Consider the following 18,898-nt stretch of genomic DNA (forward strand, 5'->3'; position numbering starts at 1 on the left):
GGCCGGAGCGGGTGCGTCAGTGGCAGGTGCCGGTGCCGCTGTCGTTGTAGGTCTTGCCGGACTGCGGGACGAACTGCCAGTCGTAGCTGTTGGCGTGCAGGGTCAGCTTCAGGACGCCGAAGGTGTCGTTGTTGCGGGCCTCGCTGTTGGGCTGGATGGTGCCGAAGCCGTAGAGGCTCGCGCCGCCCATGCCTGCGACGAACTGGCGCAGGCCGCGCGCGGTGTCCAGCCGGCCGCTCGGGTCCTGCGGGGCGAAGCGCTCGTACTGGTGGTTGTGGCCGGTCAGGATGACCTCGGCGTTGTGGTCGTACAGCGCCTGGACCAGCGGACCGGTCGAGGGGTCACCGGCGTGGCTGGAACTCGACGTCCAGCGGGGCTTGTGCCAGAGGGCCACCGTGCACTGCTTGGTGCTCGCGGCGAGGTCGGCGCGCAGCCACTGTTCCTGCGCGGAGCCCGCGCTCATGGAGACCTCGGAGTTGAGCGCGACTACGTGCCAGGCGCCCAGGTCGTACGAGTAGTAACCGCGGCCCGAGGGACCGGCGTTGGCGCCGAAGTAGTTGAAGTACCCCGAGGCGCCTGAGGTGTGGTAGTCGTGGTTGCCCGGGACGGGCCGGGTACGGGCCTTGTGGCGGCCCCACGTCGGCTCGTAGTACGTGGCGAAGTCCGAGGCGGTGCCGTCGGGGTAGGCGTTGTCGCCGGTGGTGAAGACGGTGCCGGATATGTTGTCCAGCAGGTTCGCCGTCACGCCGTCCCCGGAGCCCGAGGTGGCGATGTCACCGGCGCCGACCAGCACCGGGTCGCCGGTGGGCGGGGTGGTGCTGGGGCTGGGGCTGGGCGTGCTGCCGGTCTCGATCACCAGCTGCGGTGCGGTGGTGCCGGTCTCGCGGGAGTCGTAGTCGGCGCCGTTGCTGCTCGACGAGGTGACGCCGATGCCGAAGGTGCCGTTGCCGGTGACGTACGAGGTCACGTCGACCTCGTACCAGGTGTTGCGGGCGACCGTGCCGAGGGTGCCGAGGGCGGCACCGCTCATGGAGGGCCTGTTGTTGTACGTCACGGACGTCTCGGACCAGCTGGTGTCGGACATCGCGCGGAACGTTCCGCCGCTGCTGCTCTCGGCGCCGGAGACGTCGTCGACGTGGATGCGGAGCGTGGCGCGGAGCACCGGCTGGGTGATGCCGGAGACGTCGAACCTGAGCAGGGTCTGCTTGACCGGGCTGTTGTCCACGCCGAGCTGCTGCGAGGCGCCGTAGTTGGTGCCGGGGTTCTGGCTGTCGACGTGGGCGTCGGCGGTGGCGATGAAGGTGGTGCCGGCCGCTGCCGCCGAGGGGGCGAAGGCGGTGAGGGCGGTGGCGGCCAGGGCGGCCGAGGCGACGGTGCCGACGAGGGCCGCTGTGAGGGCCTTCCGACTGGGCATGCCGAACCTTTCGGTGGGGGACGGGAGCGACACGGAAGGTAGATGCCCAGCGGATCGACCAGATGTTCCAACGGAGTTGGCCGGGTTGCCACGGGATGAACCGCGAACGACACGATCCGGCCGCAGCTGGCCGCAGCTGGCCGCAGCTGGCCGCAGCTGGCCGCAGCTGGCCGCAGCTGGCCGCAGCCGGCCGGAGCCCGGCCGCCGGCCCCCGCCCCCGCTCCCGCTCCCGTCGGCAGGCTGTCACACCGCTCCGCCCCGTCCCACCCACCGGAGCCTGTCGCGGGACGGCACGCGGCAGTCTCTCTCCTTCGTCAGACCCGGCTCCGCCTCTGCAACTGGGCGAGGTGGACGACCACCGTCGTGTAGAAGCGGTCGACCGACTCGCCGACGCTGCGGATGAAGCCGGACTCGGTGTTCCCCCGGGCCCCGCCCATCCCCTTGAACAGCGAGAGGCGGAAGCCGGTGATCGGCGCCCCGTCCCTGGGCAGCAGGTCGCCCGGCTCCGGCCGCAGGCGCTCCAGCGTGCCGCGCGGTCCGTTGTTGGCTTCGACCAGCGTCTCGACGTGCAGGTCGGCAGGCGCCTCGGCGAGGATCCGGACGAGCCGCTTGGCGGCCGTGAGGGGATAGCCGCCCTCGGGCGCCGGCACGTCCATCGACGTACGGAGTTTGCCGGTCCGCAGGTCGGCGGTCAGGCCCAGGATCCCCGGGGAGCCGTCCACCCGGATCTCGGCCGACAGACGGCCCTCGGCACACAGCCTGTCCGCGGCCTCCGCCCGCCGCGCCTCCGGGTCGCCGCCCCGGCGGGCCCGCTGCACCGGCAGTGCCTTCTGCCCGAGTTCCCCGCCGAGCCGCAGGCACAGCTGCCGGACCAGCCGCTCCCAGCTCTCCACCACCTCGGCGGCGCGCGGGTCCCCGGAGGACAGTGTCTCGGCCTCGATGCCGGTCCGCACCGGAACCCATGCCGGGCCCATGTTCTGGAAGCCGTGGCAGCCGGAGTTTTCGTGGTGCAGGTAGTGCAGCAGCTCCTGCAGCAGCCAGGCGTGGGCCGCGCTGCCCACCCCCTCGTGCCGGATGAGCAGCTGCGCGTGCTGCGCGACCTCGGCCCAGGAGAGGTGCCAGAGCCCGACCTTGTGCTTGCGCCGGCCGTCGAGCTTGACGTTGACGAGGGGACTGCCCTCCAGCGCGACGTCGTTGGAGAGCGTGATCACCGCTTCGTAGCCGCGCCGGGCGGCGATGTCCATGTAGTCCTGGACCTGGTCGTCCCTGAGGGGGTTGCCGTTGGTCTTCGTCTCCACGAGGGCCGTCCACAGCTTGCCGGCCCGCTCCACGCGGATCACCCCGTCCGGCCGGCGGGGGGACTCGCCGTGCGGCAGCGCGACCTCGGTGAACGTCTGCATGCGGCCGGCGGGGGCGCCGAATCCGGCCGTGAGCCGGCGTCCGAACTCCGGCACCTCGGCCATGACCGCGAGGAGGACGGACGTGGCCCGGGCCTCGCGTTCCCGGTCGCTCTTGGTGAGGGGCAGGGGGAAGAGGCGGGCGGGCCGCCACGACTCGTTCTCCGCGAGGGACTTCCTCGCGGCCCGCGGGACGGTGATCTTCTTCTTGGCCGTTCGTACGGCCCGGGGCCGGGCCGGCGTGGCGGCGCCGGCCGGTCCCGCCTGGGCGGGGACCGTGGGAGCGCCCGGTGCGCCGGGAGCGGCGACGGCCCCGCCGACCACGGCCGCACCCGCGCCGACCACGGCCGCACCTGCGGCGGCGGTGCCCGAGTCGGCCGTGCCCGTGCCGGTGACGGCCGCGCCCGCGCCGACGACCTCCGCACCGGTGACGGCCGCGCCCACGACGATCGCCGTGACGACGGACCCGCCGTCGCCCGGCCCGTCGCTCCCGGCCGCGTCGGTCCCGTGACCCGCAGAGGACTCGCCCGCACCGGCCCCGTCCGCCGTCACCTCCGCTGCCGCTTCCTCCTCCTCGTCGTCGACGACCGCGATGCCGAAGTCGGTGGCGAGCCCGGCGAGTCCGGAGTCGTACCCCTGGCCCACGGCCCGGAACTTCCATTCCGCGTCGCGCCGGTAGAGCTCCCCGAAGATGAAGGCCGTCTCGGCACCCGCGTCCGGGATCGAGAAGCCGAGGAGCGCCTCGCCCGACCCGTCGGACAGCGTCAGCCGGAGGTCGGCCAGGTCGCCGAAGCGGGCGCCGCCGTACCGGCTGGCCGCGACGACGATCCGCGCCACGTCCGGCGCGACGGCCGTGAGGTCGATACCGATGCGGTCCTCGCTGCCGTCGGGGGTGGGGGTCTTGCCGAGCAGCTGGACGCTGCCGTCCTTCGCCGCGGGCTGGTTGTAGAAGTAGAAGTCGCCGTCGTCGCGGACCTTGCCGTTCTCGTCGAGCAGGATCACCGAGACGTCAGCGTCCCCGTCTCCCGCGGCGCTGCTCCAGCTGAGGCCGGCGACCACCGCGCCGGGCCGCTCTGTGAGCGCGGAGAGCGCGACGTTGGCCCCTTTGGGCATTTCGTGCATGTGGAGTCCCCCCGGACCCGAGGCCGCCGGCGTCGGCTTCCGGCAGCCGTGTCCAGTCGATCGGTTGGTGCTGTGACGTGACACACGTTTGTGGCCAGTGAGTGAACCGTAACTGTCCGCATCCGGAGGGTGGGAGGGCGCTTTTCGGCCACCTCGCACGAGCCCGGTGTGGTGGTCGCACGGGTACGGAGGTCCCCAACTGTGGTGGTCCGCCACATACGCGGGTGGCCCGGGCGCTTCTACGGTGTGGCGACACGACTCGTCCCCCCGGAACCCGCTCGGAAGTGGTGACTATGGCCGCCAAGGCAACCGCTGCAACACCCCCCGGCTCCATCAGGCGCATCGTCGGTGCCAGCCTGATCGGGACCACCATCGAGTGGTACGACTTCTTCCTCTACGGCTCTGCCGCCGCGCTGGTGTTCAACACCCTGTTCTTCCCCGCCGCCGACCCGCTCACCGGCACCCTCATCGCCTTCGTCACCTACGCCATCGGCTTCCTCGCGCGGCCCCTCGGCGGGATCGTCTTCGGCCACTTCGGCGACCGGCTCGGGCGCAAGAAGCTGCTGGTGATCAGCCTGCTGCTGATGGGCGGTTCGACGTTCGCCATGGGGCTGCTGCCCACCCACGCCACCATCGGGTCCGCCGCGCCCGTGCTGCTCACTGTGCTGCGGCTGGTCCAGGGGTTCGCGCTCGGCGGCGAGTGGGGCGGCGCCGTCCTCATCGTGGCCGAACACGGCGGCGACCGGCACCGCGGCTTCTGGGCCTCCTGGCCGCAGGCCGGCGCGCCCGGCGGGAACCTGCTCGCCACCGGCGTGCTCGCGCTCCTCGCCGCCGTCCAGTCCGAGGAGGCCTTCCTCGCCTGGGGCTGGCGGATACCGTTCCTGCTCTCCGGCCTGCTGGTGGTCGTCGGCCTGTGGATCCGGCTCTCCGTCGCCGAGTCGCCCCTCTTCCTGGAGGCGCAGGCCCGGGCCGAGGCCGCCGCGGCCGAGGGCGTCGAGGACCGGGCGCCCGTCGTCCAGGTCTTCCGGAAGTCCTGGCGCGAGGTGCTCACCGCCATCGGCGCCCGGTTCGGCGAGAACATCTCGTACTACGTCCTGACCTCCTTCCTCCTCGTGTACGTGACCGTCCACCTCGGCCTGCCCAAGAGCGCCGCGCTCAACTCCGTGCTCATCGGCTCCGCCGTCCACTTCCTCACCATCCCCGCCTGGGGCGCGCTCTCCGACCGGATCGGCCGCCGCCCCGTCATCCTGATCGGCTCCGTGGGCATGGCGGTGTGGGCCTTCGCCTTCTTCGCGCTGCTGGACACCGAGTCCTTCCCCGTCATCGCGCTGGCCGTGACCGCGGGCCTGCTGCTGCACGGCGCGATGTACGGGCCCCAGGCCGCCTTCGTCACCGAGCTGTTCGACACCCGGGTGCGCTACTCGGGCGCCTCCATCGGCTCGCAGCTGGCCTCGATCGTCGCCGGGGCGCTCGCCCCGATCATCGCCGTCGAGCTGCTGAAGGACTACGGTTCCGCCACCCCGGTCTCCGTCTACCTCTGCCTCGCCGCCCTGGTCACCACCCTCACCGTGGTCCTGGCCCGCGAGACCAGGGGCCGGGCGCTCGCCGAGCCCGGCGCCGTGGCGGCCGCCTCCCCGGCCGCCGAGCGGGTCTGACGGCCGGGCGTCCTACCATCCGGACCATGCACAGCTCTCAGTACGAAGCCCCCGCCGGCGGCGGCCGGGCCGCCCACGCGGCCCGGCTCCTGCTCGACCTGCTCGCCCAGGGCGGCACGGCCGAGGAACTCGGCAGGGTGGCCGAGACCGCCCGCGCCTCCGGAGCCACCCCGGAGGAGCTGGCGTTCATCGCCGGGGCCACCGAGGCCGCCCGCGGCATCCACCGCACCCTCGGCCAGCACCGCCGCCGCGAGGCCGAGCTGGAGGCACTCTTCGACACCGCGGGGGACCTGGCCGGGCTGCGCGACCTGGACGCCGTGCTCCGCGCCATCGTCCGGCGGGCCCGCACGCTGCTGCGCGCGGACGTGGCGTACCTGACCCTGCACGACCCGGCCGCCGGGGACACGTACATGCGGGTCACCGAGGGCTCGGTGTCCGCCGCCTTCCAGCAGCTCCGGCTCAACATGGGCGACGGACTCGGCGGCCTGGTCGCGCAGACGGCCCGCCCGTACGCGAGCACCGACTACCGCACCGACACCCGCTTCCGGCACGTGGCCGCCATCGACACCGGCGTCGCCGAGGAGGGGCTGCGCGGCATCCTCGGCGTCCCGCTGCGCCTGGGCACCCGGGTGATCGGGGTGCTGTTCGCCGCCGACCGGACCGTGCGCGAGTTCACCCAGGACGCCATCGCCCTGCTCGGCTCGCTCGCCGACCACGCGGCCATCGCCATCGACGGCGCCCGGCTGCTGGAGGAGACCCGCGGGGCGCTGGTCTCCCTGGGCGCCGCCAACCAGGCCATCAGCCGGGCCGCCGACACCCACGACCGGCTCACCGACCTGGTGCTGCGCGGCGGCGAGGCCGGCGACGTGGCCCGGGAGACCGCCGCCGTCCTGGGCGGCGCCCTCGTCGTGCACGACGCCGACGGGAGCGAGCTGGCCCGCACCGGTCCCGCAGCCGCCGCGCCCCCGCCCGCGGGGGTGGCCGCCTCCCGGGCGGCCGGCCGGGCCGTCGCCGTCGACGGCGTGTGGGTGTGCGCCGTGCTCGCCGGACCCGAACTGCTGGGCTCCATAGCCCTGTCGGGGCGCACGGAGCTGCCCGACACCGACCGGCGGCTCTTCGAACGGGCCGGCCTGGTCACCGCGCTGCTGCTGCTGATGCGGCGCTCGGTCGCGGAGGCCGAGGACCGGGTGCGCGGCGAACTCCTCGACGACCTGCTCACCCTGGCCCCCGACGCCGGCGCCCGGCAGGTCTCCAGCCTCGCGCTGCGCGCCCGCCGGCTCGGCGTCGACACCACCCGGCCGCACAGCGTGCTGCTGGCCCACTGCGCGCCGGAGGCCCGCTCCCGGCTGGCCACCGAGACGGCCCGGCACGCCCGCGCCCTCGGCGGCCTGGCCGGCCCGCACGGCGGCCACGCCGTCCTGGTCGTCCCCGGCACCGAACCCGGCCCGCTCGCCGCCACCCTCGCCGCAGACCTCGGCCGGGCCACCGGCACCCCCGTCACGGTCGGCTCGGCGGGACCGGCCACCGGCCCCGAGGACTTCCCCACCGCCTACGCCGAGGCCACCCGCTGCCTCACGGCCCTGCACACCCTCGGCCGCACCGGGGACGGCGCGGCGCTGGCCGACCTCGGGTTCGTCGGCGTGCTCCTCGGCGACCGCACCGACCTGGCCGGGTACGTGGACCGGATCCTGGGCCCCGTCATCGAGTACGACCGCAGCCGCGGCACCGAACTCCTGCGCACCCTGGACGCGTACTACCGGCAGGGCGGCAGCCTCACCCGCGCCAAGGACCACCTGCACGTCCACATCAACACCGTCACCCAGCGCCTGGACCGCGTGGCCCGCCTCCTGGGCAAGGACTGGAACACCCCGGCCCGGGCCCTGGAGACGCAGCTCGCCCTCCGCCTGCACCACCTCTCCCGGGGCTGACGCGGCGGCTCCGGGAGCGGCGGCGGATCACCGGCGGCCGCACCCTGGTGTCCGCCGGGGCGGGGTGGCAGCATGCCGCGCATGACGGGGACTGTGGTGAGCGGGACGGAGCAAGGGCCGCGCGGCTGGCCGGTGTTGGGGAACCTGCCGGCGTTCGCGCGCGATCCGCTGGGCTTCTTCGAGGACCTGCGCGACCGGCACGGCGACTGGGTCCCCTGGGCCCTCGGACCGCAGCGCAACCTGCTGGTGTCCCGACCGGAGCACGTCGTGGAGCTGATGGGCGCGGTCGAGGACACCTTCCGGCCGCCCGAGCTCGGCTGGGCCTTCCGCCACCTGCTGGGCGAGGGCGTGGTGCTGAGCACCGGCGCCGACTGGCGGCGCAAGCGGGCGCTGGTGCAGCCCGCCGTACGGCCCCGGCAGGTCAAGGCGTACGCCGCCACGATGATCGACTGCGCCGAGGCGGTGGCCCGCGGCTGGCGCGACGGGGCTCGGATCGACGTCCAGAAGGAGATGGCGGCCCTCACCCAGCGCATCGCCGTCCGCACCCTCTTCGGCACCGAGACCGGCGGCCGGGAGGAGGCGATCGGCGCCGCGATGGCCGTGGCCCAGCGCGAACTCGGCGCGGAGCTGCGCGGCGTCACCGTCTTCCTGCCGCCCTGGGTCCCCACCCCGGGCCGGCGCCGGATGCGTGCCGCGGTCGCGCAGCTCGACGAGGAGATCGCCCGCGTGATCACGGCCCACCGGGCCGCCGCGACGGCCGGCGAGGAGCGCGAGGACCTGCTCAGCCGGCTCCTCGCGGCCCGCGACGAGCGGGGGCTGCCGCTCACCGGGAAGGAGCTGCGCGACGAGTCCATCACGCTCTACATCGGCGGCCACGAGACCACCTCCACCACGCTGACCTGGGCCTGGCAGCTCCTCGCCCGGAACCCCGCCGCGCGCGAGCGGCTGGAGGAGGAGCTGGCGGAGGTGCTCGGCGACCGGCTGCCGGGCCACGACGACTACGCACGGCTGCCCTGGACCCGGCAGGTGGTCAAGGAGTCCCTGAGGCTCTACCCGCCGATCTGGCTGATCACGGCGATCGCGGGGGAGGGGGCCACCCTCGGCGGCCGCCCGGTGCCGGCGGACACCTCGGTGTGGTGCAGCCAGTGGTCGGTGCACCGGGACGCGCGCTGGTTCCCCGACCCGGACGCCTTCCGCCCCGAGCGCTGGACGCCGGGCAGCGAGGACCAAGCCGACGAACGCGCCTGGTTCCCCTTCGGCGGAGGCCCGCGTGCCTGCCTCGGCGCCCGCTTCGCGATGGTGGAGGCGGTGCTGCTGCTGGCCGTGCTCGCCCGGCGGTTCCGGATCGAGCCCGAGGTCCCGATGGGCCGCCCGTTCACCGGACTCACCCTGGTGCCCCGGGCTCCCGTCCCCGCCCGGCTGCGCTCACTACGCTGAGGACACATGCACGTACTGAGCAGCCGGATCCTGCTGACGCCCCGTGACCCCGCCCGCAGCCGCGCCTTCTACGGCGGTGCGCTCGGCCTCGCCGTGTACCGCGAGTTCGGCACCGGCGAGGAGCGGGGCACGGTGTACTTCCTGGGCGGCGGCTTCCTGGAGGTGTCGGGGCGGTCGGCAGAGGGCCCGGCGCCGGGGCTGCGGCTCTGGCTCCAGGTGGCCGACTGCGCCGCCGCGTACGAGGAGCTGCGCGCCCGGGACGTCGAGGTGCTGCGGCCCCCGGTGCGCGAGCCGTGGGGGCTCGTGGAGATGTGGATCACCGACCCGGACGGGGTGCGGATCGCGGTGGTCGAGGTGCCCGAGGACCATCCGCTGCGGTACCGGCCCTGAGGGGCCGGCCGGCGGCGCATGCGGGCGGGCGGCGGCGTGTCCGGTCGGGGCGGTGGATCACGCGGGAGGCCGACGGGCCGTACGGCCGGTCGACGGCGCATAAGGAGCCGGCGGCCCGTACGGCCTGGCCGCGGCCCGTACGGCACCGCCGTCCCGAACGGCCCTGTCCCGGACGGGTGGTGACGGTGGGGCGGAATGCTGAACGGACGGCGCTCCGGGGCGGTCACCGGTTCACGCGGCGGACACCGGCAATTTCCTACTGACCAGTAGACATGGGGGCGCGCCCGGTCCATCTTGGGCGTGAACATGTCATGTCCAGCGGCCCCGCCAGGCCGCCGTCGCGTCCAAGGAGCAACCCCCCATGCCCAAGGCCATGTTGAGAGCCCGCACGACCGCCGCCGCCGCCACCGCGGCCGCCGCTGCCGCCGCCCTGATCGTCTCGGCCGCCCCCGTCCAGGCCGCCCCGGCCCCCGCCAAGGCCCCGGCCGTGATAGCCGCCGCACCGCTCGCCAGTGCCCCCGGCGGCAACGCGGCCATCCTCGGCATCGACTACAACGCCTGGCTGCGCGACGTCGGCGCCGTCGTCGACGTCGCCCGCCCGTACGTGCAGCAGCGCCTCGACGCGTCCCCGGCGGGCGAGAAGCCGGCGATCGTCCTCGACATCGACAACTCCTCGCTGGAGACGGACTTCCACTACTTCTGGACCTGGCCGACCCCGGCCATCTCCCGGGTCCGCGACCTGGTCGCGTACGCCCACTCCCGCGGTGCCGCCGTCTTCTTCGTGACCGCCCGCCCCGGCATCGTCTACTCGCCCACGCTCTACAACCTGAAGACCGTGGGCTACCCGGTCACCGGCCTGTACGTGCGGGACCTGCCGGACCTGTTCGAGGAGGTCAGCACCTACAAGACCGCCAAGCGCGCCGAGATCGAGGCCCGCGGGTACACGATCATCGCCAACATCGGGAACAAGTCGAGCGACCTGGTCGGCGGCCACGCCGAGCGGACCTTCAAGCTGCCGGACTACGACGGCAAGCTCTCCTGACGCGCCGCACGAGCCCGCAGGGCCCGGCGCCCCGGCCGCGCACCGGAATCCGGACGGCGAAACCCGGTTGACGGAGCCGGCCGGGGGCGCTGGGATGGCCTGCCCGTCCCCTGTGAAAGGCAGGCCGTGCGCTCGACTCCCGTGACCCCCGAGGGCGATCTGATCCGCTGGACCGAGTTCCCCGGCCGCGAGCCGGTCCGGGTCTGGCTGCACGGACTGGGCGCGACCTCCGCGTACTTCAACGAGATCGCGCACCATCCACTGCTCGCCGGCCACCGGTCCCTGCTGGTCGACCTGATGGGCCACGGCCTGAGCGACCGCCCGGCCGGGTTCGGGTACGCGCTGGAGGACCACGCCGACGCGGTGGCCGCCGCCATGGCTGCGGCCGGGGTGGCGGACGCCCAGGTGGTCGGGCACAGCATGGGCGGCTCGGTGGCGATCGTCCTGGCCGCCCGGCACCCGCGCCTGGTCTCCCGACTGGTGCTGGTCGACGCGAACCTCGACCCGCTGCCGCCCGCCCCCGGCACCGCCGGGAGCAGTGGCATCGCCGCGTACACCGAGGCGGAGTTCCTGGCCGGCGGCTGGGCCGAGGTCCGCGACCGGGCCGGGGGCCACTGGTGGTCCACCATGCGGCTGACGGACCGTACCGCCCTGCACCGCAGCGCCGTACGGCTGGCCGGCGGCACCCGGCCCACCATGCGGGAGCTGCTGGTGGACCTCGACGTGCCGCGGACCTTCCTCCACCCGGAGGCCGACGGCGCCCCGGACCGGGCCGACGCCCTCGCCGCGGCCGGGGTCGCGGTGGTCCCGGTCGCGGACTGCGGGCACAACATCATGCTGGACAACCCGGACGGCATGGCGGCGGCCACGGCGGAGGGCCTCGGCCGGCCCGCGTGAGGCGCTCCCCTTCTCCCCGGCGGGGATCCGGTCAGCCGGTCAGCCGGTCACCGCCGGCCCGGTGACGCGGGCCGCGATGGTCCGGGCGCAGTCCAGGGCCTCGGTCCGGGTGGTGTCCACCTCCACGTCGTAGGTGACGCCCCGGTGGACGAGGGGGTGCTGCGTGGCGGCCATGCCGGGGGCCCGGTCGCCGCGTGCGATCTCGCGGGCGCCGAGGACCTCCGGGTCGCAGTGCACGCCCACCCAGAGCACGTCCAGCCCCTTGAGGAGGTCGCGCAGGCGCGCCTGCGACGCGGCACCGCCGAGGAACACGTCGTCCACGATGATCCGTGCTCCGGCGCGGGCCATCGCGGCGACACCGGTGTTCCAGGCCTGCTCCAGGTCGCGGAAGCCCGCCCCGACGCTGACCTCGCCGTCCTCCCCGAAGCCGATGCCGAGGCCGCCCTCGCGCATCGCCGCCGGCAGGGTGTCGATCAGGGTGTCCACCCCGATGGCCAGCCAGGGGTCGGGGAGCACGGCCTGGAGGCAGCGGGCGATGCCCGACTTCCCGGCGCTGGAACTGCCGTTGAGTACGATCACATGGGTCATCCGGTCAGCCTAGTGCTGTGGCCGGAAAGGTCTGCCGGGGTCGCGGCGTCCGGTGCGGTGCATCGCAAGGCGGAGGGCCACGGCTCGTACTGGACGTACCTGCGTGGTCCGACAATGCAGCGAGGTGCCGTGCCGGGCGTCGCGAGACGGTGAACCTTTGCGGTCACAGCACTAGGAGCCTCCGGAGGCCCGGCGCCGCCGAATTGCGGGTCCCTGGCACGGCCCTTGGCGCGGCACCCGCTCCGACCCCGCCCCGGGCGCCTCGCCGACCCCGCCCCGGCCGCGTCGTCGCCCCCGCTCCGTGGCCGGTGGCGTGTCGTCTCACCGCTCCCCGGCGGCCCCTGGACACGCGGCACCGTCCGCCGCCTCCGCGCACAGGCTGCCCTCCACCTTGTCCAACAGCCGGAGGAACTCGGCGCGTTCGCCCTCGTCCAGGCCGCGCAGCGTGAGCTCCTCCAGCCGCCGCCACGCGTCGCGCACCTCCTGGAGCAGCCCGCAGCTGGCCTGGGTGGCCTCCACCAGGGCCGCACGCCGGTCCGCCGGGTCCGGCATCCGGCGCACGTGCCCGGCCTGTTCCAGGCGCTGGAGCATCTTGGTGACCGTGGACGGGTCGAGACCCACGGCCTTGATGAGCTCCGACTGGCGCACCGGGCCGTTGTCCCAGAGGTGCATCATCACGAACTCCTGGCCGGGGTAGAGGCCCAGCTCCTTGAGCAGCTTGCCCGCCGCGGTGCGGTGCAGCCGGGCCACCCGGCTCACGGCGTGGCTGACCGGCCCCTCCAGTTCGGCGCCGGGCGCCGCGGTACAGCCGGAGGTCGCGCCCGTGTCGGCGGCGGTGTTCATGATCGCTCCCTGGCGGTTCGGACTCGCTCCCCACATTTTACCTTGGTCGGCCAATGAATGAGTTACAGTGGCTCCCGACGGCATTACTTGGTCGACCCATTATCTTTCTGCGAGGCGACTCATGACCACCGCTTTCGACCCCATCGACCTGTCCGGCGTCCGGCTCGCCAACCGCATCGCCATGGCCCCGATGACCCGCAGCCGCGCCGGCGGGGACGGCGTACCCGGCGAGCTGACCGCCGAGTACTACGCCCAGCGCGCCTCCGCCGGGCTGATCGTCACCGAGGGCGCGCAGCCCTCCGTCGTGGGCCAGGGCTACCCGGACACCCCTGGCCTGCACACCGCCGAGCAGATCGCCGGCTGGCGCAAGGTGACCTCGGCCGTGCACGCCCGCGGCGGCCGGATCTTCGCCCAGATCATGCACACCGGCCGGATCGGCCACCCGGACCTGCTGCCCGACGGCCTCACCCCCGTCGGCGCCTCCGCCGTGACCGCGCGGGGGCAGGTGTACACGCACGAGGGCCCCAAGGACTTCGTCACCCCGCGCGAGCTCACGTCCGACGAGGTACGGGCCACCGTCGCCGACTTCGCGGCTGCGGCCCGCAACGCCGTGGACGCGGGCTTCGACGGCGTCGAACTCCACGGCGCCAACGGCTACCTCATCCACCAGTTCCTCGCCCCCGGCACCAACCTCCGCACCGACGAGTGGGGCGGCACGCCGGAGAACCGGATCCGCTTCGCGGTCGAGGCCGTCAAGGCCGTCGCGGCCGAGATCGGCCCGGAGCGCACCGCCCTGCGCCTCTCGCCCGGCAACGTCTACAACGACATCGACGAGCCGGAGCCGCGCGACACCTACCTGCTGCTCCTCAAGCAGCTGGCCCCGCTGGGCCTGGCCTACCTCCACGTCCTGGAGAGCTCGCCGGAGAGCCGGGAGGTGACGCGGGCCCTGCGCGCCGAGTTCCCCGGGGTGCTCGTCCTCAACCCCGCCACCGAGGGCCCGACCGACCACCGGGCACTGTCCCTGGTCGAGGAGGGACTGGCCGACGTGATCTCCTTCGGGCAGCTCTTCCTGGCCAACCCCGACCTGCCGGAGCGGCTGCGCACGGGCGGCCCGTACAACGCCGCGGACGCCGCGACCTTCTTCGGCGGCGACGCCCGCGGCTACACGGACTACCCGGCGCTCTGAGGACCCGTGCACCCCGGGCCCGCCCTCCCCGCCCGCGGGGCGGGGCGGGGCGGGCCCGGGGAATCAGCCGAATGGCGGCCCGACGTGAATCCTGCGCCGGGAAGATGTGAGGATGGCCCCATGAGCAACAACGTCTTCTTCGACATCACCATCAACGACGAGCCGGCGGGCCGGATCGTCTTCAAGCTGTACGACGAGGTCGTCCCCAAGACGGCCCAGAACTTCCGTGAGCTGGCCACCGGTCAGCACGGCTTCGGCTACGAGGGCTCCTCGTTCCACCGCGTCATCCCCAACTTCATGCTCCAGGGCGGTGACTTCACCGCGGGCAACGGCACCGGCGGCAAGAGCATCTACGGCGAGAAGTTCGCCGACGAGAACTTCGACCGGAAGCACGACCGCCCGGGCCTGCTCTCCATGGCCAACGCCGGCCGCAACACCAACGGCTCGCAGTTCTTCATCACCACGATCGTCACCGACTGGCTCGACGGCAAGCACGTCGTCTTCGGCGAGGTCGTCGAGGGCATGGACCTCGTGAAGAAGATCGAGGGCCTCGGCTCCGGCAGCGGCCGCCTCGCCGCCAAGGTCACGATCGCCAAGTCCGGCATCGTCGAGTAGTCGTCCCCCCACCGGGACACCGCACCACGCGTGCAGGCCCTCCTCCGGAATCCTCCGGGCGGAGGGCCGCCGCGCGTTCCGGCCGGGTGCGGAAACGGGTAGGAACCCTCGTACGGAACCCCAGTCGGCGCCCTCCCCGGTGAGGGAACGGGCGCGTACCGTGGGGTAGGACGGACGGAGGACCCCATATGAGCGCGCTGCCCCACGAGACCCCGCCCCGCACCCTGGGCGATCCGTACCGCCTCGCCGCGGGGGAGGGGCCCCAGAGCATCGCCGAACTGCGTGCCGCGCTCGCCGTCGTCTCCCCGGCCGACCTGACCGCCTTCGACGCGCGCCTCGGCGCAGCGCGGCTGGACGAGGTGCCGCTGGTGCTGACCGAGTACCGGCACGTCTGGGCCCTCCGGGCCCGCCCCGAGGTGGCGGAGGCCATCGGCGCGTCGCTGGAGGGCAGCGAGAAGGCCAGCGGCCTGGACGAGTTCTTCGCACAGTTCGACGGCGCGGGCTTCGACGGGCCCGGCTTCGGTGAGGGGGGCCGTTGAGCGACTGGCACATCCTCCTGCCGGAGCGGCTCAACCGCGAGGTCGCCGAACTCACCCCGGGCGAACGCCAGGCGCTCTACCGCGCGCTCAAGGGGCTGGCCGACGACCCGCGCGCGGACAGCGCCGCCGAACCCGTCGCCAGCGCCGAGCTCCGGCGCGTGCTGGCGGGCCCCGCCACCGACACCGGACGCCTGGTCACCGTGCTGTACCGGGTGATCTCCGACACCCGCACCGTGGCCATCATCTGGATCATCAGCGGCCCCTGAGCGCGAGGACCCGCGCGCAGGGGCCGCCGGGCGGCCCGCGCCCGTACGGAGACGCGCGGCGACGCGCGCGGCCCCGGCCGGCTCCGCGGGCGGGCCCTAGGAGACGAGGCGTACGGCCTGGTCGCGCAGCTCGTAGCGGGCGCCGACCACCGCCAGCCTCCCCGCCGCGATGCGCTCCGCGAGGTCCGGCTCGCACCTGAGCCGGTCGCGGACCAGCCGTACGTGCGCCGTGACCGTCGCGTCGACCCGCGCCTCGCCGTGCTGCGTGCGGTCGATGGCCGGCCGGATCTGGTCCGCCAGGTACTGGATGTGCGCCGGCAGCCGCTCGCCGGTCTCGTCGGCGTGCACGGCCGCCTTCACGGCGCCGCAGGACTGGTGCCCGAGCACCAGCACCAGCGGGACCTCCAGCTCCAGCGCCCCGTACGCGACGCTGCCGAGCACCGCCTCGTCGAGCACCTCGCCGGCCGAGCGTACGGTCATCAGGTCGCCCAGCCCCTGGTCGAACACCAGCTCCGGGGGCACCCGGGAGTCGATGCAGGCCAGCACCACGGCGAACGGGGCCTGTCCGAAGACCAGTTGGCGGCGCACCGCGGGCGACTCGTGCGGGTGGCGCTGCCGGTTCGCGCGCCAGCGCCGGTTGCCCGCGGCCAGCTCGCGCAGGGCCTCGGCGGGCGTGCCGGGACGGGGGCCGGAGCCCGCCGGCGCGGCGGCCGCGGGCAGCGCCCCGAGGGTCAGGCCGCCGCCGGCGACCGCGGTGCCGGCCACGGCTGCACGGAGCAGGCCGCGGCGGCTCGTACCGCGGCGGCCGGCGGGTGCGGAGGACGTGCCTGCCCCGGCGGGGGCGAGGGATATCGGGGGAGTGTCTCTGCTGTCCGTCACCGGCGGACGGTAACCCTTGGCCAGAGGTGAGGGCCCTCAACTCCCCGATGTCGAAGGGGAATCGGACAGACAACGACGGAAAGCAACCGCCTTTCCCGTCCACCGGCACCCCGCCAGCCCAACCCCCGGGGCCGGCCGGCACGGCTCTCCGCCCTCACGGCCCTGCCGGAGACCGGCCGGCCCCTGCCCGAGCCCGTCGCCCGACCGCCCGCGGGCCCCCGGGCGGACCCACTGTGCCATGCTGGGAAGGGCCCTTCCCATCGGGTGTGCGAGGCGTGGCCATGAGTACGGACAGTGGTACGGCGGCGAAGGTCATCGACGAGGCGTACGACACCCTCGCCAAGGAGTTCCGGGGCCCGCTCGTGCGCCCCGACGACCCGTCCTACGAGACGGACCGCAGGATCTGGAACGGCGCGGTCGACCGCCGCCCCGCCCTCATCGCCCGCTGCGCCGGGGTCGCCGACGTGATCACCGTCGTACGCTTCGCCGCCTCCGCCGGACTCCCCGTCGCCGTGCGCGGCGGCGGCCACAGCTTCCCCGGGCACTCCGCGTGCGACGACGGCATCGTCGTCGACCTCTCCCCGATGCGCGGCATCCGCGTCGACCCCGAGCAACGCACCGCCCGCGCCCAGGCCGGCGTACTCCTCGGCGAACTCGATCACGAGACCCAGGCGTTCGGCCTGGCCGTACCGGCCGGCGTGGTCACCCACACCGGCCTGGCGGGCCTCACCCTCGGCGGCGGCATCGGCTGGCTGATGCGCGCGTACGGGCTGACCGTCGACCAGCTGCTCTCGGCCGACCTGGTCACGGCCGACGGCACCCTGGTGACCGCCGACGAGAACCGGAACGCCGAGCTGTTCTGGGGCCTGCGCGGGGGCGGCGGGAACTTCGGCGTGGTCACCGAGTTCACCTTCCGGCTCAACCCCGTCGGCCCCGAGGTGCTGGCCGGCCCCCTGATCTGGCCCATGGAGCGGTCCGCGTCCCTGCTGCGCTTCTACCGGGACTGGATCACCGACGTGCCGGACGCGCTGACCACCGTCGTCATGCACCGCAAGGCCCCGCCCCTGCCCTTCATCCCGCCCGAGCTGCACGGCGCGCCCGTGGTCATGGTCGTCTGCTGCCACATCGGACCGGTCGAGGAGGGCGAGCGCGTCCTGCGGCCGCTGCGCGCCCAGGCCCCGCTGCTGGACCTCTGCGTGCCCAAGCCCTTCACCGCCCACCAGGCGATGTTCGACCCCTCCTTCCCGCACGGCCGCTGGTACTACTTCAAGGCGCTGGACGTGGCCCGGCTGACCGACGAGGTCGTCGACGTGGTCGCCGAGCACGCCGCCCGCATCCGCTCCCCGTTCACCAGCTTCCCGATCTTCCAGCTCGGCGGGGCCGTCGCCCGGACCGGCGACGACGAGACGGCCTTCACCGGCCGGTCCGCCGGCCACACCGTCAACCTCAACGCCATCACCGAGGACGCCGAAGGCTTCGAGGAGGAGCGGGAGTGGGCCCGGGAGTTCTGGTCCGCGCTCGCCCCGCACCAGACCGGCGTCTACGTCAACTTCCTGATGAACGAGGGTGAGGACCGGGTGCGCCAGGCCTACGGACCGCAGAAGTACGACCGGCTGCGCCGCCTCAAGGCCCACTACGACCCCGACAACCTCTTCCACCTCAACCAGAACATCCCCCCGGCCGCCGCCTGACACCCCCGGCCGCGTCCGGCGAGGCCCGCTACGGCTCCTCCTCCCCGGCCGCCAGCCCCTCCGGCACGGCCGCCCGCAGCGCCCGCGTCACCGCGGCCACCCCCGGGTGTGCGGCCCCGCCGCTGCGGTACGCGACCTTGGTGCGGCGCCGCACCGGCAGCCGGGCCAGCGCCACGCCCGCCGGCGGGTCCACCACCCCGAGCTGCGGCACGACCGCGACGCCCTGGCCCGCGGCCACCAGGGCCAGTACGGTGCCGAACTCGTCCACCCGGTGCCGTACCCGGGGAGAGAACCCGGCCGCCTGGCACGCCCGCACCGTCACCGCCTCGCACAGCGTCCCCGGCGTCGCCGTGATCCACGCGGCGTCCCGCCAGTGCGCGAGCACCCGCAGCCTGGCCTCCGCCGGCACGGCTGCGGCGGCGGCCCCGGCAGCGGCGGCGGGGGTGGGGGTGGCCAGGTACATGGACTCGCCGCACAGCGGCTCGGTGTCCAGGCCCGGCTCCCGCAGCGCCGGCACGAAGTCGTAGTCGTGGATCAGGGCCACGTCCAGGTCGCCGGCCCGCAGGGCGTGCGCCACCCCGGCCGGGTCGATCTCCGAGACCATCGGTTCGAGGTTCGGGTGCCGCACGGCCAGCTCCGCCAGGGCGGCGGGCACGATGGACCGGGTCGCCGTGGGGAACGCGCCGATCCGCAGCGGGCCCGCCGGCCCGTGCCGGACCTCCGCCAGCTCCGCGGCCGCCCGCTCCAGGCGCTCCAGCACCGCCTCCGCGTGGCGCACCAGGTTCTCGCCGGCCGGGGTGAGCCGCACCCGCCGCCCGGTCCGCTCCAGCAGGGGCACCCCCGCCTCGCGTTCCAGGGCGGTGAGCTGCTGGGAGACGGCCGAGGGCGTGAAGGCCAGGGCCTCGGCGACGGCGGCGATGGTGCCGCGGAGGGCGAGTTCGCGCAGCAGGCGCAGGCGGCGTACGTCGAGCATCAGTACAGCTTACGTTTTGCCTCAGAAATGCGAACT

General features: G+C 74.3%; 17 protein-coding genes. 11 read left to right on the forward strand and 6 right to left on the reverse strand.

What is annotated here, in order from left to right:
• Positions 1 to 16: 16 nt before the first annotated feature.
• Both ACIF6F_RS25980 and ACIF6F_RS25985 read right to left on the reverse strand, forming a co-directional pair.
• Positions 17 to 1,414: a DNRLRE domain-containing protein gene (locus ACIF6F_RS25980; protein WP_399951118.1), complete on the reverse strand. Its 1,398-nt coding sequence runs from the start codon at positions 1,412 to 1,414 to the stop codon at positions 17 to 19.
• A gap of 314 nt (positions 1,415 to 1,728) precedes the next feature.
• Entirely contained in the window at positions 1,729 to 3,933 is a 2,205-nt protein-coding gene (locus ACIF6F_RS25985; RefSeq protein ID WP_399951121.1) for a TerD family protein, read from the reverse strand.
• 293 nt (positions 3,934 to 4,226) lie between these two features.
• On the opposite strand from ACIF6F_RS25985, the gene ACIF6F_RS25990 reads away from it, so the two are divergent.
• The 6 genes from ACIF6F_RS25990 (at position 4,227) to ACIF6F_RS26015 (ending at position 11,282) form a co-directional block, all read left to right on the forward strand.
• Positions 4,227 to 5,588: an MFS transporter gene (locus ACIF6F_RS25990; protein WP_399951125.1), complete on the forward strand. Its 1,362-nt coding sequence runs from the start codon at positions 4,227 to 4,229 to the stop codon at positions 5,586 to 5,588.
• Between the two features lie 26 nt (positions 5,589 to 5,614).
• Positions 5,615 to 7,516, forward strand: a complete 1,902-nt coding sequence (locus tag ACIF6F_RS25995; RefSeq protein ID WP_399951128.1) for a helix-turn-helix domain-containing protein — start codon at positions 5,615 to 5,617, stop codon at positions 7,514 to 7,516.
• Between the two features lie 81 nt (positions 7,517 to 7,597).
• Positions 7,598 to 8,953, forward strand: a complete 1,356-nt coding sequence (locus tag ACIF6F_RS26000; RefSeq protein WP_399951132.1) for a cytochrome P450 — start codon at positions 7,598 to 7,600, stop codon at positions 8,951 to 8,953.
• Positions 8,954 to 8,959: 6 nt separating this feature from the next.
• Positions 8,960 to 9,343 carry a VOC family protein gene (locus ACIF6F_RS26005; RefSeq protein ID WP_399951135.1) on the forward strand — a complete coding sequence of 128 codons (384 nt, stop codon included), beginning with the start codon at positions 8,960 to 8,962 and terminating at the stop codon, positions 9,341 to 9,343.
• A gap of 361 nt (positions 9,344 to 9,704) precedes the next feature.
• Complete coding sequence (locus ACIF6F_RS26010; protein ID WP_399951138.1) at positions 9,705 to 10,385, forward strand: HAD family acid phosphatase; 681 nt, start codon at positions 9,705 to 9,707, stop codon at positions 10,383 to 10,385.
• A 126-nt stretch (positions 10,386 to 10,511) separates the two neighbouring features.
• Positions 10,512 to 11,282 carry an alpha/beta fold hydrolase gene (locus ACIF6F_RS26015; protein WP_399951141.1) on the forward strand — a complete coding sequence of 257 codons (771 nt, stop codon included), beginning with the start codon at positions 10,512 to 10,514 and terminating at the stop codon, positions 11,280 to 11,282.
• A 39-nt stretch (positions 11,283 to 11,321) separates the two neighbouring features.
• Here the strand turns inward: ACIF6F_RS26015 and cpt are convergent, their stop codons facing one another.
• Positions 11,322 to 11,861, reverse strand: a complete 540-nt coding sequence (gene cpt / locus ACIF6F_RS26020; protein WP_399951376.1) for a chloramphenicol phosphotransferase CPT — start codon at positions 11,859 to 11,861, stop codon at positions 11,322 to 11,324.
• A gap of 330 nt (positions 11,862 to 12,191) precedes the next feature.
• Positions 12,192 to 12,713: a MarR family winged helix-turn-helix transcriptional regulator gene (locus tag ACIF6F_RS26025; RefSeq protein ID WP_399951144.1), complete on the reverse strand. Its 522-nt coding sequence runs from the start codon at positions 12,711 to 12,713 to the stop codon at positions 12,192 to 12,194.
• Positions 12,714 to 12,834: 121 nt separating this feature from the next.
• Between ACIF6F_RS26025 and ACIF6F_RS26030 the strand changes: the two genes are divergently transcribed.
• From ACIF6F_RS26030 to ACIF6F_RS26045, 4 genes are all read left to right on the forward strand, one after another.
• The gene (locus ACIF6F_RS26030; protein ID WP_399951147.1) at positions 12,835 to 13,899 is read left to right on the forward strand and encodes an alkene reductase; all 1,065 of its coding nucleotides are present in this window, start codon (positions 12,835 to 12,837) and stop codon (positions 13,897 to 13,899) included.
• A 120-nt stretch (positions 13,900 to 14,019) separates the two neighbouring features.
• Positions 14,020 to 14,514 carry a peptidylprolyl isomerase gene (locus ACIF6F_RS26035; RefSeq protein ID WP_399951150.1) on the forward strand — a complete coding sequence of 165 codons (495 nt, stop codon included), beginning with the start codon at positions 14,020 to 14,022 and terminating at the stop codon, positions 14,512 to 14,514.
• Positions 14,515 to 14,702: 188 nt separating this feature from the next.
• Positions 14,703 to 15,053 (forward strand): hypothetical protein, encoded by a 351-nt coding sequence (locus ACIF6F_RS26040; RefSeq protein ID WP_399951153.1) that lies wholly within the window; start codon positions 14,703 to 14,705, stop codon positions 15,051 to 15,053.
• Entirely contained in the window at positions 15,050 to 15,319 is a 270-nt protein-coding gene (locus ACIF6F_RS26045) for a hypothetical protein (protein WP_399951157.1), read from the forward strand. The genes ACIF6F_RS26040 and ACIF6F_RS26045 overlap by 4 nt, the downstream gene beginning before the upstream one ends.
• A 96-nt stretch (positions 15,320 to 15,415) precedes the next feature.
• Here ACIF6F_RS26045 and ACIF6F_RS26050 read toward each other — a convergent pair whose 3' ends face one another.
• Positions 15,416 to 16,171 (reverse strand): carbonic anhydrase, encoded by a 756-nt coding sequence (locus ACIF6F_RS26050; protein WP_399951379.1) that lies wholly within the window; start codon positions 16,169 to 16,171, stop codon positions 15,416 to 15,418.
• 308 nt (positions 16,172 to 16,479) lie between these two features.
• Here ACIF6F_RS26050 and ACIF6F_RS26055 point away from each other — a divergent pair, with 308 nt between their 5' ends.
• Positions 16,480 to 17,889, forward strand: coding sequence for an FAD-binding oxidoreductase (locus ACIF6F_RS26055; RefSeq protein ID WP_399951160.1), 1,410 nt, complete (start codon positions 16,480 to 16,482; stop codon positions 17,887 to 17,889).
• 28 nt (positions 17,890 to 17,917) lie between these two features.
• On the opposite strand, the gene ACIF6F_RS26060 is transcribed toward ACIF6F_RS26055, so the two are convergent.
• Positions 17,918 to 18,862: a LysR family transcriptional regulator gene (locus ACIF6F_RS26060; protein WP_399951163.1), complete on the reverse strand. Its 945-nt coding sequence runs from the start codon at positions 18,860 to 18,862 to the stop codon at positions 17,918 to 17,920.
• Positions 18,863 to 18,898: the final 36 nt, after the last annotated feature.

The organism is Streptomyces sp. NPDC086023 (genome assembly GCF_044540325.1).
In the GTDB taxonomy this organism is placed as follows: Bacteria; Actinomycetota; Actinomycetes; order Streptomycetales; family Streptomycetaceae; genus Streptomyces.

Excerpts from the sequence above, each read along its gene's own strand:
- ACIF6F_RS26035 (WP_399951150.1), top strand. The coding sequence starts at position 14,020 with ATGAGCAACAACGTCTTCTTCGACATCACCATCAACGACGAGCCGGCG.
- ACIF6F_RS26005 (WP_399951135.1), top strand. The coding sequence starts at position 8,960 with ATGCACGTACTGAGCAGCCGGATCCTGCTGACGCCCCGTGACCCCGCC.
- ACIF6F_RS26010 (WP_399951138.1), top strand. The coding sequence starts at position 9,705 with ATGCCCAAGGCCATGTTGAGAGCCCGCACGACCGCCGCCGCCGCCACC.
- ACIF6F_RS26030 (WP_399951147.1), top strand. The coding sequence starts at position 12,835 with ATGACCACCGCTTTCGACCCCATCGACCTGTCCGGCGTCCGGCTCGCC.
- ACIF6F_RS25985 (WP_399951121.1), bottom strand. The coding sequence starts at position 3,933 with ATGCACGAAATGCCCAAAGGGGCCAACGTCGCGCTCTCCGCGCTCACA.
- ACIF6F_RS25990 (WP_399951125.1), top strand. The coding sequence starts at position 4,227 with ATGGCCGCCAAGGCAACCGCTGCAACACCCCCCGGCTCCATCAGGCGC.
- ACIF6F_RS26040 (WP_399951153.1), top strand. The coding sequence starts at position 14,703 with ATGAGCGCGCTGCCCCACGAGACCCCGCCCCGCACCCTGGGCGATCCG.
- ACIF6F_RS26000 (WP_399951132.1), top strand. The coding sequence starts at position 7,598 with ATGACGGGGACTGTGGTGAGCGGGACGGAGCAAGGGCCGCGCGGCTGG.
- ACIF6F_RS25980 (WP_399951118.1), bottom strand. The coding sequence starts at position 1,414 with ATGCCCAGTCGGAAGGCCCTCACAGCGGCCCTCGTCGGCACCGTCGCC.
- ACIF6F_RS26055 (WP_399951160.1), top strand. The coding sequence starts at position 16,480 with ATGAGTACGGACAGTGGTACGGCGGCGAAGGTCATCGACGAGGCGTAC.
- ACIF6F_RS26060 (WP_399951163.1), bottom strand. The coding sequence starts at position 18,862 with ATGCTCGACGTACGCCGCCTGCGCCTGCTGCGCGAACTCGCCCTCCGC.
- ACIF6F_RS25995 (WP_399951128.1), top strand. The coding sequence starts at position 5,615 with ATGCACAGCTCTCAGTACGAAGCCCCCGCCGGCGGCGGCCGGGCCGCC.
- ACIF6F_RS26025 (WP_399951144.1), bottom strand. The coding sequence starts at position 12,713 with ATGAACACCGCCGCCGACACGGGCGCGACCTCCGGCTGTACCGCGGCG.